At 70.1% G+C, this 14,298-nt stretch carries 18 protein-coding genes; 15 read left to right on the forward strand and 3 right to left on the reverse strand.

Features of this window, described 5'->3' with window-relative positions; all coding sequences use genetic code 11:
• Positions 1–3 precede the first annotated feature (3 nt).
• The 11 genes from ACZ4VT_RS26820 to ACZ4VT_RS26870 all read left to right on the forward strand — a co-directional run bounded on the left by ACZ4VT_RS26820 (position 4) and on the right by ACZ4VT_RS26870 (position 8,191).
• Positions 4–1,275 carry an AAA family ATPase gene (locus tag ACZ4VT_RS26820; RefSeq protein ID WP_467953343.1) on the forward strand — a complete coding sequence of 424 codons (1,272 nt, stop codon included), beginning with the start codon at positions 4–6 and terminating at the stop codon, positions 1,273–1,275.
• A gap of 33 nt (positions 1,276–1,308) precedes the next feature.
• Entirely contained in the window at positions 1,309–1,635 is a 327-nt protein-coding gene (locus ACZ4VT_RS26825; RefSeq protein ID WP_467953345.1) for a TadE/TadG family type IV pilus assembly protein, read from the forward strand.
• Position 1,636: 1 nt separating this feature from the next.
• A complete protein-coding gene (locus ACZ4VT_RS26830; RefSeq protein WP_467953346.1) occupies positions 1,637–2,017 on the forward strand; it encodes a TadE/TadG family type IV pilus assembly protein in 381 nt (126 codons plus the stop codon).
• On the forward strand, positions 2,014–3,363 hold the full coding sequence (locus ACZ4VT_RS26835; protein ID WP_467953348.1) for a CpaF family protein: 1,350 nt from the start codon (positions 2,014–2,016) through the stop codon (positions 3,361–3,363). Before ACZ4VT_RS26830 ends, ACZ4VT_RS26835 begins: the two co-directional genes overlap by 4 nt.
• Complete coding sequence (locus tag ACZ4VT_RS26840) at positions 3,360–4,298, forward strand: type II secretion system F family protein (protein WP_362797540.1); 939 nt, start codon at positions 3,360–3,362, stop codon at positions 4,296–4,298. Before ACZ4VT_RS26835 ends, ACZ4VT_RS26840 begins: the two co-directional genes overlap by 4 nt.
• A gap of 19 nt (positions 4,299–4,317) precedes the next feature.
• Complete coding sequence (locus tag ACZ4VT_RS26845) at positions 4,318–5,208, forward strand: DUF5936 domain-containing protein (RefSeq protein WP_467953418.1); 891 nt, start codon at positions 4,318–4,320, stop codon at positions 5,206–5,208.
• A 3-nt stretch (positions 5,209–5,211) separates the two neighbouring features.
• Positions 5,212–5,898 carry a response regulator gene (locus tag ACZ4VT_RS26850; protein ID WP_467953351.1) on the forward strand — a complete coding sequence of 229 codons (687 nt, stop codon included), beginning with the start codon at positions 5,212–5,214 and terminating at the stop codon, positions 5,896–5,898.
• Between the two features lie 110 nt (positions 5,899–6,008).
• Positions 6,009–6,254 carry a hypothetical protein gene (locus ACZ4VT_RS26855; RefSeq protein ID WP_467953353.1) on the forward strand — a complete coding sequence of 82 codons (246 nt, stop codon included), beginning with the start codon at positions 6,009–6,011 and terminating at the stop codon, positions 6,252–6,254.
• Entirely contained in the window at positions 6,254–6,922 is a 669-nt protein-coding gene (locus ACZ4VT_RS26860; protein ID WP_467953354.1) for a pilus assembly protein TadG-related protein, read from the forward strand. Before ACZ4VT_RS26855 ends, ACZ4VT_RS26860 begins: the two co-directional genes overlap by 1 nt.
• Positions 6,923–6,954: 32 nt before the next feature.
• Complete coding sequence (locus tag ACZ4VT_RS26865; RefSeq protein ID WP_467953356.1) at positions 6,955–7,548, forward strand: hypothetical protein; 594 nt, start codon at positions 6,955–6,957, stop codon at positions 7,546–7,548.
• 4 nt (positions 7,549–7,552) lie between these two features.
• Positions 7,553–8,191: an OmpA family protein gene (locus ACZ4VT_RS26870; protein WP_467953357.1), complete on the forward strand. Its 639-nt coding sequence runs from the start codon at positions 7,553–7,555 to the stop codon at positions 8,189–8,191.
• A gap of 347 nt (positions 8,192–8,538) precedes the next feature.
• On the opposite strand, the gene ACZ4VT_RS26875 is transcribed toward ACZ4VT_RS26870, so the two are convergent.
• Together ACZ4VT_RS26875 and ACZ4VT_RS26880 are read right to left on the reverse strand one after the other, a co-directional pair.
• Positions 8,539–9,012: a carboxymuconolactone decarboxylase family protein gene (locus ACZ4VT_RS26875; RefSeq protein WP_362797531.1), complete on the reverse strand. Its 474-nt coding sequence runs from the start codon at positions 9,010–9,012 to the stop codon at positions 8,539–8,541.
• 94 nt (positions 9,013–9,106) lie between these two features.
• Complete coding sequence (locus ACZ4VT_RS26880; protein WP_467953360.1) at positions 9,107–9,634, reverse strand: TetR/AcrR family transcriptional regulator; 528 nt, start codon at positions 9,632–9,634, stop codon at positions 9,107–9,109.
• A 96-nt stretch (positions 9,635–9,730) separates the two neighbouring features.
• On the opposite strand from ACZ4VT_RS26880, the gene ACZ4VT_RS26885 reads away from it, so the two are divergent.
• The 4 genes from ACZ4VT_RS26885 to ACZ4VT_RS26900 all read left to right on the forward strand — a co-directional run bounded on the left by ACZ4VT_RS26885 (position 9,731) and on the right by ACZ4VT_RS26900 (position 13,277).
• Positions 9,731–10,141, forward strand: coding sequence for a nuclear transport factor 2 family protein (locus tag ACZ4VT_RS26885; RefSeq protein WP_467953362.1), 411 nt, complete (start codon positions 9,731–9,733; stop codon positions 10,139–10,141).
• Between the two features lie 216 nt (positions 10,142–10,357).
• Positions 10,358–10,786, forward strand: coding sequence for a hypothetical protein (locus ACZ4VT_RS26890; protein ID WP_467953363.1), 429 nt, complete (start codon positions 10,358–10,360; stop codon positions 10,784–10,786).
• On the forward strand, positions 10,783–12,678 hold the full coding sequence (locus ACZ4VT_RS26895; protein WP_467953365.1) for an alpha/beta hydrolase: 1,896 nt from the start codon (positions 10,783–10,785) through the stop codon (positions 12,676–12,678). Before ACZ4VT_RS26890 ends, ACZ4VT_RS26895 begins: the two co-directional genes overlap by 4 nt.
• Positions 12,675–13,277, forward strand: a complete 603-nt coding sequence (locus ACZ4VT_RS26900) for a hypothetical protein (protein ID WP_467953367.1) — start codon at positions 12,675–12,677, stop codon at positions 13,275–13,277. Before ACZ4VT_RS26895 ends, ACZ4VT_RS26900 begins: the two co-directional genes overlap by 4 nt.
• Positions 13,278–13,692: 415 nt before the next feature.
• Here the strand turns inward: ACZ4VT_RS26900 and ACZ4VT_RS26905 are convergent, their stop codons facing one another.
• Positions 13,693–14,271, reverse strand: a complete 579-nt coding sequence (locus tag ACZ4VT_RS26905) for a TetR/AcrR family transcriptional regulator (protein ID WP_362797520.1) — start codon at positions 14,269–14,271, stop codon at positions 13,693–13,695.
• Positions 14,272–14,298: the final 27 nt, after the last annotated feature.

The raw sequence follows: 14,298 nt of genomic DNA on the forward strand, positions 1-14,298 counted from the left end.
CGGATGACCACCCGAATCCTCCCCGCGGTCGGCGACCCGGACGCCGCGCGAGCCATCTCCACCCTCCTCAGCCAGCTCCCGTCGGCCGAGCCGGCCGCACCGGTCCCCGACTCGACCTCGCTGCTGGACACCCTCGCCCGGCTGGCCGTCGACTCCATCGACGAGCTGCCCGAGGTCGTCCTCGTCCACGAGCGCATCGGCCCGGTCCCCGCACTGGAACTGATCCGCGAAGTCGCCCTGCGCTTCCCGGCGGTGGGCGTGGTCCTCGTCTCCTCCGACGCCGGCCCGGCGCTCTTCTCCGCCGCCATGGACTCGGGCGCGCGCGGCCTGATCGGCCTCCCGCTCTCCTACGAGGAGCTCGCCGCCCGCGTCCAGGCCGCCGCCCAGTGGTCCGTGGGCGTACGCCGCCACCTCGGCAAGGGCTCGGCCGCCGACGTCTTCACGGGGCCGGGCGGCCGCGTGGTCACGGTCGCCGGAGCCAAGGGCGGGGTCGGCGCCACCTTCACCGCCGTGCAGTTCGCGCTGGCCGCGGCCGCCTCGGGACGGCGTACGGCACTGGTCGACATGGACCTCCAGGCGGGCGACGTGGGCTCGTACCTCGACGTGCAGTTCCGCCGCTCCATCGCCGACCTCGCCGGGATCCAGGACATCTCCCCGCGGGTCCTCCAGGACGCCGTCTACGACGACCGCACGGGCCTCGCGCTGCTGCTGGCCCCGGCCGACGGGGAGCGGGGCGAGGAGGTCGACGACCGGGCCGCCCGGCACATCGTCGGAGCCCTGCGCAGCCGCTACGAACTCGTCGTCATCGACTGCGGCACCCAGGTGACCGGCGCGAACGCCGCCGCCGTGGAAATGGCGGACGTCGCGGTGCTGGTCACCACCCCGGACGTGGTCGCGGTACGGGCGGCGAAGCGGATGGTCCGGATGTGGGAACGCCTCCAGGTGCGCAAGGCCGAGGACACGGCGATGGTCGTCAACCGCTGGAGCAAGCACACGGAGATCCAGCCCGCCCTGATCGAGAAGATCACCAAGACCCGCGCCACCCGCACCCCGGTCCCGGCCGCCTTCAAGGAACTCCAGGCGGTCGTGGACGCGGGCCGGGTCCAGGACCTCGACAACCGCTCGACGGTCAAGCAGGCCCTGTGGACGCTGGCGGGCGAACTCGGCCTCCTCTCCGTCCCGGACACCGCCGCGGCCCCTGCCGCCCCGGGCGCGGCGGTCGCGGTGCGCGCCGCCGGCGCCGTGTCCCGCCTGCGCCGCGGCCGGGAGGGCTGACGGATGCCCGCCCGGAGAGGGGACCGGGGCCAGGTGGCGATCGAGTTCGTCGGCATGGTCCCGCTGATCCTGCTGCTCGTGGCGGCGGTGTGGGAGTGCGTACTGATCGGCTACGCGTTCTCCCTGGCGGGCAACGCGGCGGACGAGGGGGCGCGGGCGGGGGCGGTGACGGGGGAGCAGGCGGCCTGTATTGCGGCGGCGAATGAGCACATCGGGGACGCGTGGGGCATGCGCGCGGTCTGCGCCCCCTCGGGCGACATCTACAAGGCGACCGTGAGGCTCAAGATCCCCGTCCTCTACCCCGGGCTCAACTTCGGCGAGATCACGGGCACGGGCGGTGCGGCGATGGAGAAGGAGTGACATGAACCGGAACCGGAACTGGCGCTCCGACCGGGGCCAGGTGGCCCTGGAGTACATCGGCTTCGTGCCCATCCTGCTGTTCGTCGCCCTGTGCGCGATCCAGCTCGGCTGGGTCGCGTACGCCGAGGAGCAGGCGGACACGGCGGCGCGTACCGCCGCACGCGTGGAAGCCCGTAACGGCAAGGGTGGCGAGGCGGCGGGCCGGGCCGCGATCAGCGGCGGACTGGCGGAGAGCGCCGCGTTCGACTGGGCCACCTCGGCCGATGCGGTCAGCGTCACCGTCACCCTCACCGCCAACTCCATCGTGCCCGGCCTCGACGCCCACAAGGCATCGGCAACGGCTGTCATGCCCAACGACGACCCGAAGGTGACCGGACCATGAGCCTGCGTTCCCGGGTCAACACCCCCGACGACCGGCACAGCCCCCGCGAGGACGGCAGGCTGGTCTCCTCCTACCGCGCCAAGCTGCTGGAGGAGATCGACCTCGCCGAGATGTCCGCGCTCGCGCCCGCCGAGCGCCGGGCGCGCCTGGAGCGCGTACTCGGCCACATCATCAGCCGCGAGGGCCCCGTACTCTCCACCGTCGAGCGCGCCCAGCTGATCCGCCGGGTCGTCGACGAGGCCCTCGGCCTCGGTGTGCTCGAACCGCTCCTCGAAGACGCCTCGATCTCCGAGATCATGGTCAACGGCCCCGACCAGATCTTCGTCGAGCGCGCCGGCCGCGTGGAGCGGCTCCCGCTCCGCTTCGCCTCGCACGAGCAGCTGATGCAGACCATCGAGCGCATCGTCTCCACCGTCAACCGCCGCGTGGACGAGGCCAATCCGATGGTCGACGCGCGCCTGCCCAGCGGCGAACGCGTCAACGTCATCATCCCGCCGCTCTCCCTGACCGGCGCGACCCTCACCATCCGGCGCTTCCCGCGGGCCTTCACCCTGCACGAGATGATCGCGCTCGGCTCCCTCGACGAGCAGATGCTGCTCCTGCTGTCCGGGCTCGTCGCCGCCAAGATGAACCTGATCGTCTCCGGCGCCACCGGCACCGGCAAGACCACCCTCCTGAACGCCCTCTCCGGCCTGATCCCGGAGGGGGAGCGCATCATCACCATCGAGGACTCGGCAGAACTCCAGCTCCAGCAGGCGCACGTGATCCGCCTCGAATCCCGCCCGCCGAACGTGGAGGGCAAGGGCCAGATCACCATCCGCGACCTCGTACGCAACTCCCTGCGCATGCGCCCCGACCGCATCATCGTCGGCGAGGTCCGCGGCGGCGAGACCCTCGACATGCTCCAGGCGATGTCCACCGGCCACGACGGCTCCCTCGCCACCGTCCACGCCAACAGTTCCTCCGACGCGCTCATGCGCCTGCAGACCCTCGCCTCCATGTCGGAGGTGGAGATCCCCTTCGAGGCCCTTCAGGACCAGATCAACAGCGCCGTCAACGTCATCGTCCAGCTGACCCGCTTCGGGGACGGCTCACGCCGCATCACGGAGATCTCCATCCTGGAATCCCACGGCCGCGAACCCTTCCGGATCACCACGGTCTGCCGCTTCGCCGCCCAGCCGATGGCGGCGGACGGGCGCGTGCACGGCTACTTCGAGTACTACCCGCTGCCGCGCCGGATCGCCGAGCGGCTCTACATGAACAACCAGCCCATCCCGCAGGCCTTCGGGGTCGCCCTGCCGGACGACCCCCTCACCACCCCGCACATCACCCGGACCGCCCTGTGAACCCACTGATCCTCCTCACCCTCGGCGCCACCCTGCTCGCGTGCGTGCTCGTCGTCGCGGGCCTCCAGGCGTACGTCGCCGGGCGCGCCCAGCGCGCCGCCCTGATCGAGCGCCTCTCGTCGAGCGGAATGCCGGAGCCCCTCGGGCGGCGGCGCCGCTTCCGGGGCGTCGACCGGCGGCTGCGCACGACCAGGCTGGGCCGCCGCATCGAGCTGAAGCTGGCGACCACCGGCCTGGACCTCACGCCGGGCGAGTTCTTCGTCTACATGCTGGGTTCGATCGCGGGCGTCTGGCTCATCGCCTCCGCTCTCCTCGCGCCGTTCTTCGGTCCGGTGGCGGGCGTGATCGGCGTCTGGGCGGCGAACGCCTTCCTCAACTGGCAGCGGGCGCGGCGTACGGAACGCTTCATCAACCAGCTCCCCGACCTGGCCCGCATCCTCGCCAACGCCACCCAGGCCGGGCTGGCCCTCCGTACGGCCATCGGCATCGCGGCCGAGGAGCTGGAGGCTCCGGCGGGCGAGGAACTGGCGCGCGTCGCCGACCGCCTCGCCGTGGGCCACTCCATCGAGGAGTCCCTGGGCGAACTCACCGAACGCCTCCCGTCACGGGAGCTGGTCGTCCTCGTCTCCACCCTCGTCCTGTCCGCCCGCGCGGGCGGCGCCATCGTGGACAGCCTGCGCAACCTGACGGTGACGCTGGAACAGCGCAAGGAGACCCGCCGTGAGATCCGTACCCAGCTGTCCCAGGTGACGGTCACGGCGTACCTCGTCCCGTCCATCGGACTCGGCTCGCTGCTGCTCGTCGACATGATGATGCCCGGCGCGCTGGACCGGATGACGGGCGCGTTCCTCGGCCAGACGGCCGTACTCGTCGCGCTGGGCCTCTTCGCCCTGGGCTTCATCCTCATCCGCCGCCTGTCGAAGATCGACGTGTGAGGGGGCGGACGGGACGATGATCGGACTTCTGCTCGCACTGGCCGTGGCCCTGTCGGTCCTCGGCGCCTTCCACGGCCTGCGCCTCTACCGCGCGGACGTGAAACTGCCCACGGACCTCGCGCTCGCCCTGGAGGTCGGAGCCACCCGCACGACGGCGGTCGGCTCCCTCGTCGACCGCATGGGCATCCGCTGGGCCCCGCTCGTTCTGAGCGTGATGGGCCCGGCCCGGGTCGCCCGCAAGCGCCGTCAGATCGACATGGCGGGCAACCCGGCCGGCCTCACGATCGACCGGTACGCGGCCCGGCGGGCGGTGTACGGGGCCCTGGGCGCCCTCGGCGCCTTCTCCATGCTGATCAACGGCCAGCTGGTCGCCGCCCTGCTCATGGTGGCCTTCGGGCTCTTCTGGATCGAGGCCGGCCTGTGGTCGGCCATCAGGGTCCGCCGCGACCACATCGAGCGGACCCTGCCCGACTTCCTCGACGTGCTCGCCGTGGTGGTGAGCGCGGGTCTGGGCTTCCGGCAGGCGCTGGACCGGGTGGCGGACAAGTACGAGGGCCCGTGGGCGGACGAGATCCGCATCACGCTCCAGCAGATGGACATGGGCGTCAGCCGCCGCCAGGCCTTCGACGAACTGCGCCGCCGCAACGACAGCGAACAGGTCGCGCAGTTCGTGACGGCCCTCCAGCAGGGCGAGGAGCTCGGCTCCCCGATCGTCGACACCCTGATCGCGATCGCCGAGGACATGCGCCGTACGGACGCCCAGAACGCCCGCCGCCGCGCGGCCCGGGCCGTCCCCAAGGCGACGTTCGCGGTGACCATGTTCATGCTCCCCGGCACGCTGATCCTGCTGGTCTGCGGCTTCGTCTACGGCGCGAACGTCGACTTCGGCGCGCTGTTCGGGGGTGGCTGAGCCATGGCACGGCTGAGCGTGCTCATCGCCGACGGCAACCCGGTCATCAGGGCGGGCCTGGCGGCGATCCTCAGCGCGGCCGGGGACCTCGACGTGACGGCCCAGGCGCAGGACGGCCGCGAGGCACTGAGCCTGACCCGCCGGCACGCCCCGGACGTGATCCTGCTGGACGTCCGGATGCCGGGCGTGGACGGGATCTCGGCGCTGCCGCACCTGGTCCAGCTGGCTCCCGTACTGATGCTGACGTACAGCAGGGAAGCCGACATCATCTGCGAGGCCCTGTCGTTGGGCGCCGGCGGCTACTTCGTACACGGCGAGTTCACGACGGACGAGCTGCTGAGGGCGGTCCGGGACGCCCCGCTGGGCCGCCCCCACTTCACCCCGACGGCGGCGAGCGCACTCCTCGCGGAACTCCGGGCCTCTTCGCATCCGCAACGAGCTGTGGCACAGTCTTCTGAGCGGATGCACAACTCTGTTGTCTTCGGGCTGAGTTCCCGGGAGGTGGAGATCATGGATCTGATCGCGTCCGGGATGAGCAACCAGCAGATCGCCGCAGCCTGCTTCATCAGCGAGAAGACGGTCAAGAACCACATCAACCGCATCTTCGCGAAGCTCCAGAGCGCGACGCGCAGCGAGGCGATAGCCCGCTGGCTGGGAACCGCCCGTCCAGGAGTGACCGGTCATGGGTAGACAGAGTGCGCAGTGGGTCCGTAATTGGGTCCCGGGACCCTTGGTTACGACTGGTGACTCGCCGTACCGTCCGCAGATCGACACCGGTACCGGCCCGGGAGGGAACCCCCATGTCACAGAACACGCTGCTGAAGGCCGCCGTGGAGGCACGGATCAGGGTGAACGGCTGGACGGACACGGCCGTAAAAACCCTCCGCAAGCGCCACGCCCACCCCGACCGCGGCCAGACGGCCTTCGAATACCTGGGCATCATCCTGGTGGTCATCGTGATCGTGGGAGCGATCGTCGGTTCCGGAGTCGGATCGGAGATCACGAAGCGGATCAAGCAAGCGGTGACGGACATCAAAGCCGGCTAGTGGACACCGGGGGGAAGCCTGGGCGTGACCGGGGGCAGGCGTTTCCCATCTACGTGGTGGTCGTGGCGGGCCTGGTCTTCGCCGCACTCGCCTTCTTCGCCATCGGTCAGGCGTCGGTCAGGCGAAGCGATGCCCAGGGGGCTGCGGATGCTGCCGCCTTGGCTGCCGGGCGTGAGGCCAGGGACAGGCTGTTGCCCGGTCTCAATCTCTCCGCGCTGAAGCCCGCGGAGTGGAAGAAGATCGTGGATGGGGACTTCTTCACGGCTGGTGAGGCCTGTGCGGCGGCGGAAGCCTTCGCGGCGAAGAACGACGCAAACGCAACGGGGTGCGACGACTCCCTGCTCCCGAAACTCACCGTCACGGTGGAGACGAACGGGACAGTCGGAGAGTCAGTGATTCCTGAGACCGGCAGCATGCATGGAACAGCAACGGCCACGGCCTTGATCGAGTCGAAGTGCCGTCTAGGCACGGTATCCACTCCGAGTCCGACCCCCACAGCGCCGGCTGAGGGCGGCTCACCGACCCCCACGCCTACGCCTGCGCCCAAGCCGGTTCCGTCAACGGTGACCTTCACCTGCGGCGGGGAGCTGATCGAACTTGATCCGCTGAATCCGGGCTCGCTCAAGGCATTGACCAAGAAGCTGTTCGGCGTGCGACTCGTCGGCTGACAGGGAACGAAGAGACAAGGAAGCGTTCATAGATGAGCATTCGGCGCATGGTGAAGGTCCGTGGGGGACTGGCCGTTGCAAGTGTGGCGGTCATGGTCCTCACGCTGGCCGGGTGTGGCGGCGATGGCGACAGCAACAAGCCGAAGGACCCGCAGAAGTCCTCGACGCCGCAACCTCAAGGGGCGGGTTCTCAGAACCCGGCACCGAGCGCAAGCCAGGGCTCGGAGCCGACCGAGGTCATCGCCACGCTGAACGGACAGGCCGGCATGACCCTTCTGATCAACTCGGCGCGCCGAGAATCCGGTGGCTTCCTCACTGTCACAGGGCAGATCAAGAACACGGGCACCCAGTCGTACAAGGACACCGTGGCCTGGCGTGGGATCGAGCTCAAGGGGACCGGAGAGTCGGTCGCCGGTGCCACGCTGGTCGACAAGGCCGGGAAGAAGCGCTACTACGTGCTTCGGGACACGGAGTCCAGGTGCTTGTGTACGACGGGCGTATCCAGCGTCGACGCCGGCCAGGTGATCCCGTTCTTCGCTCAGTTCCCGGCACCCCCGGCTTCTACCACTGAGGTGGAATTCAGCCTCCCGACCTTCGCCACGGCCGCTGTCAAAATCTCTGGGTGACCCCATGACCACACGCCATCAAGTAGCCGCAACTGTCATAGTTTCTACACTCGTTATCGCCGGAGGGCACCTCATTGGGGCCACTGCCGCCTACGCCGATGACGTGAAGCCGTCCGTACCCCCCGGCACGGAGCCATCCGCCTCCGCCCCCGTGGCCATCGACTCCAACGCCCCCGGGCTCAAGATCCCGCAGGGCGGGACGCTCGCTCCCGTCAAGGTGCTGGACATCGCCGAGGTCGTCGAAGACCTCGGCGGCGAGCAGCGGCGGCAGGAGACGAACCAGACCGTCATGATGGCGCTGCAGTCCGAGGTGCTGTTCCCGGAGAACAGTGCCGTCTTCAACGCCCAGGCCGCCGCCCGGATCCAGGCCATCGCCGCCGAGATCAACACGCAGAAGGCCACCCGCGTACGGGTGTTCGGCTTCACCGACGACCAGGGCAGCTACGAGCACGGCAAGGAACTGTCCAAGCAGCGCGCCGACGCCGTCCAGGCCGAGCTCTCCAAGACCGTCACCAATCCCAGCGTGGTCTTCGACGTCCGCGGGTACAGCGAGGACTACCCGATCGCCGACAACAGCACCGAGGAAGGCCGCAAGAAGAACCGTCGCGTCGAGATCACCTTCCCCCGCAGCGCCGGCGGCTAAGCGGCCGGAACCGTCCCGCGCGGGTTCGCTTCCTCAGCCGATGTCCTTGCGCGTCCCGTCGCGCCGGAGGCGGCCGCGGAGGGCTCCGGCGAACGTTCAGAGCAGAGCGACTGGGCCAGTACGCGCACAGGACGAGCTCGGGCAGGAAGGGCCACGTCTCGGGCTGTCCTTCGCCGACCCGGAGTGTGTGGACTCCCTCCATGGTCGGGTGGATCCGGGGGTCCTGTCGTGAGTACCCGTACCCCTACCCGTACCCGGGACGGGGCTTGCGCGGAGCGGTGCGCGCGGTCCGGCCCCTCCCCTGTCGGGGCCGGTCCGGCGCGGGGTCCGCGGCGTGCGGCGCGTGATCAGTCGAACTGGCCCGGCTGGTAGTCGCCCGCCGGCTGCTGGACGATCACGTTCATGCGGTTGTACGTGTTGATCAGCGCGATGAGAGAGACCAGCGCGGCGAGCTGGTCCTCGTCGTAGTACTTGGCCGCGTTGGCCCAGGCCTCGTCCGATACGCCGCCGGCCGCGTCGGCGATGCGGGTGCCCTGCTCGGTCAGCTCCAGGGCCGCCCGCTCGGCGTCGGTGAACACCTTCGCCTCGCGCCAGGCGGCGACCAGGTTGAGCCGGATCGGGTCCTCCCCGGCGTGCGAGGCGTCCTTGAAGTGCATGTCGGTGCAGAATCCACAGCCGTTGATCTGGCTGGCGCGGAGCTTCACCAGCTCCTGCGTGGCGTGCGGCAGGGTCGAGTCCACGATGACCTTGTTCGCGGAGTTGATGTACCGGCCGAACTTGGCTGAGACCGCGTTGCCGAAGAAGTCGAGACGCGCTTCCATCGTTCTGTCCTTGTCGTGTCGACGGTTACACAGCTTTGACGGAAAACGCGGCCCGGATGTGACAGCCTCGCGGGCTCAGTGAATGTGACCTGCGTCACACAGCCAGGAGGAGTTCCGCGATCTCCCGGGCCCGGTGCGCCGGCTCCGGGCCGGGGTTCAGTGCGGCCACCGTCGTCGCCCCCTCCGTCAGGATCAGGAGCTGGTCGGCGAGGGCCGGGTCGGCGGCCAGGTCGGCCAGCAGGGCGTGGAGCTCCGCCTTGTGCACCCGAACGATCTCCGGCGCCGCCGCGCCCAGTTCCCCGTACGCGTTGAGGAACGCGCAGCCCCGGAAGTCGGGCTCGGCGAACCAGGCCGCCAGCCAGTCGAACACCGCCAGCACCCGCGCCCGCGGCTCCGACGGCGCGAGCGCCGCCGTGCGCAGTGAGTCCAGCCAGCGCTGGTCGCGGCGTTCCAGATAGGCCGTGACCAGGGACTCCTTCGCCGGGAAGAGTCGGTACAGGCGCTTGAGGGGGACCCCGGAGGCGGTGCGGATGCGGTCCATGCCGACGGCTTGGATGCCGTGCCGGTAGAACAGCTCCTCCGCCGCGTCCAGCAGTCGGGTCCGCGCCTCTTCGTCGTCCATGAAGGCAGGGTAGCTCGTTCCCCCCTTGCGAGGAGAACGCTCGTTCTCCTAGGCTGGAGAACGATCGTTCTCACCCCTGCTCCCCAAGGATGCGCCGTGACACGTCCGCCCCTGCCCCCCTTCACCGAAGAGTCCGCCCGCGCCAAGGTCCAGGCCGCCGAGGACGCCTGGAACAGCCGCGATCCCGAGCGCGTCGCCCTCGCGTACACGGAGGACTCGGTCTGGCGAAACCGCGACACTTTCCTCGCCGGCCGGACCGAGATCCGCGCGTTCCTCGCCGACAAGTGGCAGCGCGAGCTCGACTACCGCCTGCGCAAGGAGCTTTGGGCCTTCACCGGCAACCGCATCTCGGTCCGCTTCGAGTACGAGTGGCACGATGCCGCCGGCCAGTGGTGGCGCAGCCACGGCAACGAGCAGTGGGAGTTCGCCCCCGACGGCCTGATGAGCCGCCGCGAGGCCAGCATCAACGACGTCCCGATCACCCCGGAGGCCCGCCGCCTGCTCTGACCCGCCCACCCCCGGCGCCCGGGCCCGGTGAGTGCTCCGGCTCAGGCGCCGGGCCTGCACCTGAGTATGCCGCCCCTTGCCGGCCCCGACCCCGGCTGCTATGTCATCGCAGGTCAATCCCCATGTCGCCGCCCGATGAGCTTGTGTTCGAGAGCCCGGTATTGGTTTCGTACGAGGCGTAGGCGCGGGGAGCGCCCAGGGGGAGCGGCACGGCACATGAGCACACAGACGGATCTGCCGGCGCGCTGGCAGGAATTGTTCGGCGAACCGGCGGCGATGCGGCTCGCGTCGACGGACGCCCCGGGCGGTGGCAACGGCGGCGCCGGCGAGGATCTGGCCCACTCCGGCGGGCCCTGGTCCAAGGCCTCGGCCGCGGCCGGCGAGTTGCGCGTCACCACCGCGCAGGGCCTGGGCAAGATGGCGGCCGCCCATGAGGGCGTCGAGGCCGGTACGGCGGGACTCTCCGCCACGGCCGCACTGGCCGCGGTCCGCGCCTCCTGGGAGAAGCGGGTGGCCGCCGTACGTGACGAGTGCGGGTCGGTGCAGTCCGCCCTGCAGAACGTCGCGCGGGAGATCGGCGAGATCGACGAGAACAACAGGCTGAGGTTCTCGTACCTCGTCACGCATCAGGGTGCGTCGAAGTGACCCTGACCTGGCAGCAGTTGCGTGATGCGAAGACCCAGGAGTTCACCGAGGCGGCAGCGGCGTGGGCGGATGTCAGCACCCGGGCGGACGCGGGGCGCGACCGGATCAGCGTACGGATGATCAAGTCGCTGGAGGACCAGAAGGGCGTGTCGGCGACAGCGGCGCGCGATCGGCTGAAGCGGGTCGACCGGAACTTCGACTTCATCCACACCGAATGCGGCCTCGTCCGCACCACGCTGAACTCTCTGGCCCACGAGCTCGCCGAGGAGCAGGTGCGCCTCAAGGCGGCGCTGGAGGACGCGTCAGCCCGCGGCTTCACCGTGCATCCGGACGGATCGGTGCAGTACCCGCCCGGGGGCGAGAACTTCCTGACCAAGGAACCCGTGCCGGGCGGCTCCGTACGGGGCGTCGACAAGCCGCTGTACCTCCAGGGCGCGGACACCCACCCGCTGGGCAAGGCGCCGTTCCCCACCAACGCGAACCCCCACCACGGCCTCGCCCAGGAGATCGCCACCCGCATCCTGGACGCGCTGAAGGCAGCCCAGGACGTGGACTCCCGCTTCACCCAGGCGCTCAATCGCCTCAAGGCCCCGGAAGGGCTCGACGTCACGGAGGCCACCTGGGCCGACGCGGCGGGCGACGCCGCCGTCGTCCGAAAGGAGGCGGGGGACTACCTGCGCGACACCATCCCGGAGGACAGGTCCCCGGCGGACCGCCACAGCTGGTGGCAGGGGCTGAGCGACGACCAGCGGGCCGAGCTCCTGGCCACCTATCCCGATGTGATCGGCAACCTGGACGGTGTCCCGTCCGAGGTCCGGGACGAGGCCAACCGGGACAACCTGCAACTGTTGATCGGCAAGCTGTCGGAGCAGAGCGACGAGAAGTCCCAGACCCAGCTGGCGGGCATGCGCTCGATCGACGACCAGCTGCGGAACCCGGGGCCCAAGGACCCGCCGATGTACCTGCTGGGCATCGGCGACCAGGGCGGCGGCCGGGCCATCGTGGCCTACGGCAACCCCGACACGTCGCGCAACGTCTCCGCGTACATACCCGGGCTGGGCACGGCACTGGACGCGGAGTTCGCCCGGAACGACCTCAAGCGTGCTCGCGACACCGCCAAGGGAGCGCAGGAGTTCGACTCGAGCTCGGCGTCGATCGTCTGGCTCGGCTACGACGCGCCGCAGCTGCCCGCGGCGCGTGTGGTCGACAACACGGACGTCATGTTCCAGGAGCACGCCGAGAAGGGCGCGCCCGCGTACAACCAGTTCATGGCGGGGATCAGTGCCACCAACCAGAACCCCGACCCTCACGTCACGGCCATCGGCCACTCGTACGGATCGCTGACCGTGGGCCAGGCGGCGCTGCAGAGCGGCGGGATCCCGGGCGTCGACGACATCGTCCTGGTGGGCAGCCCCGGCACCGGTGCCCAGCGCGCCGAACAGCTGGGGGTGGGCAAGGACCACGTGTTCGTCGGCGCTGCCGACAACGACCCCGTGTCCAAGGCCCCGAACAAGGTGGAGTCCGGGGCGATGCTGGTGGGTGGCGGAGTGGCTGCCGTCGCCGGCGGCGTGGCAGGATCGGCCCTCGGGCCGGTCGGTACGGTGGGCGGAGCGTTCATCGGAGGCGTCGTCGGCGGTGTCCACGGTTTCGTCGTGGGCGATGCCGTCACCGACGACAGTCAGAACTACTTCGGTACGGATCCGTCCCGCAGGGAGTTCGGTGCCAACCGGTTCAAGGTGGACGACGGGCCCAGGCCCATCATCGGGGGCGACGGCCCCATGGACGCCCACTCGAACTACTTCAACCCCACGAAGGACAGAGAGTCCGCGACCAACATCGCGCTCATCGTTGCGGGGCATCCCCAGGACATCAGCACCGAGGAACCCCGATGAAGTCACCCCGCACCGCAGGCGCACTCCTCGCCCTGGCAGCGCTCGTTGCCGGCTGCGGCCCGGGTGCCGACGACGGATCAGCCAAGAGGAACGACACCGTGCAGCTGCAGCAGGGCGCCGAGCGCGCCGACGTCATCCTTCAGGAGACCCTGGCCGCCGTGCAGCCGGAACTGAAGTGGAACCACGGTCCGTCCTCGGACGCCGGTTGCACGAACGCCTTGGGCAATACGACAGGCATGGCGGCCGCCGACCGGTCGATCGCCGTCCTGACCATCGTGTCCGAACAGCGCCGGGGTGCCCTGTTGGGCGTCATCGAGCGGTCCTGGAAGGAGCGCGGCTACAAGATCACCAGCGTGCGCAAGAGCCCGACGTTCCCCGGCATCTACGCCAGTACTCCCGACGGCTACAGCCTGGAGGTCAAGGTCGCCGGCGAGGGCCAGTTCTTCCTCGGAGCGTCCACGCCGTGCCTGGAGGACACCGGCATCCAGCAGCCCACCTCCAAGCCGAACACCCCGGACCGTCCTGCCCCGTACCCTCCGCGTCCGGACGTTCAGGACGACTTCTGGTCCGCCACCACACCGGCGCCGGCGGGCAGTTGATCCTGCACGGGTGACTCCCCGCGCAGCTGGGAGGGTGCCCACGGGGCCGGCAGGCGCGGATCCCCGCGGCCGGTCGGCGGGGTGCCCGCCGGATGGCGGGCGCAGTCGGCGCGCGCCGCGCCTCAAGGCGGTCGCCCCCTCCCGGATCGGGGTGAACCACCGGGCGAATCCCACCGCGGCGCCACCACGATGGCCAGGGCCGGCTCGACAGCCGACGCCGCGAGGGCCTTCCGGCGCCGTGCGGACGCGGGGTCGGCTGGTGGGGTCGTGGGAGCGCTGCGCCATGCCGACAGCTTCCGCCGGGCATCGGGGGAGGGTACGCGTAGCCGTACTCAACCGCCCCCGCGGCCCTGCCCGGGCGCTCGCCGCCCGCGCGCGCCGCGGCATGTGAACCGCCACGCCGCCGGATGCGTCGTCAGGCCTCGTGGTGCGCCTGGGTGATGAGGTCCGTGGCGACCTCCAGGGCTGCCAGGCGGGTTTCCTCCGGGTCGCCCTCCACGTGCTGGAGGAACATCATCCCGGCGTGCAGCGTGAACAGCGCGCTGACGCAGCGGACCTGGTCCGTCAGCGGGCCGTCCTGCGTGCGCAGCAGCTCCACCAGGCGGAACAGCCGCGCCTTCACCGTCTCGCCGATGCTCAGCTCGCGCATGGTCGCCTGGTTCTCCTGCATGAACCGGTAGAGCGCCGCGCCCGCCGCCATCGCCTCGCTGTAGCGCCGCAGCACCTCGCGCTTGGTTTCCAGCGTCCGCGGCTGGCCCTCGGCCCACGTGATCAGCTCGTCGATGGGCCGGGTCAGGTCCTCGAAGATGCTGATGATGATGTCTTCCTTGGTCTTGAAGTGGTAGTACAGCGCCGCCTTCGTGACCTCCAGCCGCTCCGCGATCTCGCGCAGCGACGTCTTCTCGTACCCCTGCCCGACGAAGAGCTCCAGTGCGACGTCCTGGATGCGCTGACGCGTGTCGCCACGGCGGCGCTGCGGACTGCTGCTGGACATGGCTCTCCCCAAATTACTTACTTGACG

The organism is Streptomyces sp. NPDC029164, assembly GCF_055563995.1.

What these genes read in the sequence shown, in the direction of transcription:
- ACZ4VT_RS26850 (WP_467953351.1), top strand. Translation starts at nt 5,212, where the DNA reads ATGGCACGGCTGAGCGTGCTCATCGCCGACGGCAACCCGGTCATCAGG.
- ACZ4VT_RS26830 (WP_467953346.1), top strand. Translation starts at nt 1,637, where the DNA reads ATGAACCGGAACCGGAACTGGCGCTCCGACCGGGGCCAGGTGGCCCTG.
- ACZ4VT_RS26820 (WP_467953343.1), top strand. Translation starts at nt 4, where the DNA reads ATGACCACCCGAATCCTCCCCGCGGTCGGCGACCCGGACGCCGCGCGA.
- ACZ4VT_RS26875 (WP_362797531.1), bottom strand. Translation starts at nt 9,012, where the DNA reads ATGGAAGCGCGTCTCGACTTCTTCGGCAACGCGGTCTCAGCCAAGTTC.
- ACZ4VT_RS26890 (WP_467953363.1), top strand. Translation starts at nt 10,358, where the DNA reads ATGAGCACACAGACGGATCTGCCGGCGCGCTGGCAGGAATTGTTCGGC.
- ACZ4VT_RS26835 (WP_467953348.1), top strand. Translation starts at nt 2,014, where the DNA reads ATGAGCCTGCGTTCCCGGGTCAACACCCCCGACGACCGGCACAGCCCC.
- ACZ4VT_RS26870 (WP_467953357.1), top strand. Translation starts at nt 7,553, where the DNA reads ATGACCACACGCCATCAAGTAGCCGCAACTGTCATAGTTTCTACACTC.
- ACZ4VT_RS26865 (WP_467953356.1), top strand. Translation starts at nt 6,955, where the DNA reads ATGAGCATTCGGCGCATGGTGAAGGTCCGTGGGGGACTGGCCGTTGCA.
- ACZ4VT_RS26880 (WP_467953360.1), bottom strand. Translation starts at nt 9,634, where the DNA reads ATGGACGACGAAGAGGCGCGGACCCGACTGCTGGACGCGGCGGAGGAG.
- ACZ4VT_RS26900 (WP_467953367.1), top strand. Translation starts at nt 12,675, where the DNA reads ATGAAGTCACCCCGCACCGCAGGCGCACTCCTCGCCCTGGCAGCGCTC.
- ACZ4VT_RS26855 (WP_467953353.1), top strand. Translation starts at nt 6,009, where the DNA reads ATGTCACAGAACACGCTGCTGAAGGCCGCCGTGGAGGCACGGATCAGG.
- ACZ4VT_RS26905 (WP_362797520.1), bottom strand. Translation starts at nt 14,271, where the DNA reads ATGTCCAGCAGCAGTCCGCAGCGCCGCCGTGGCGACACGCGTCAGCGC.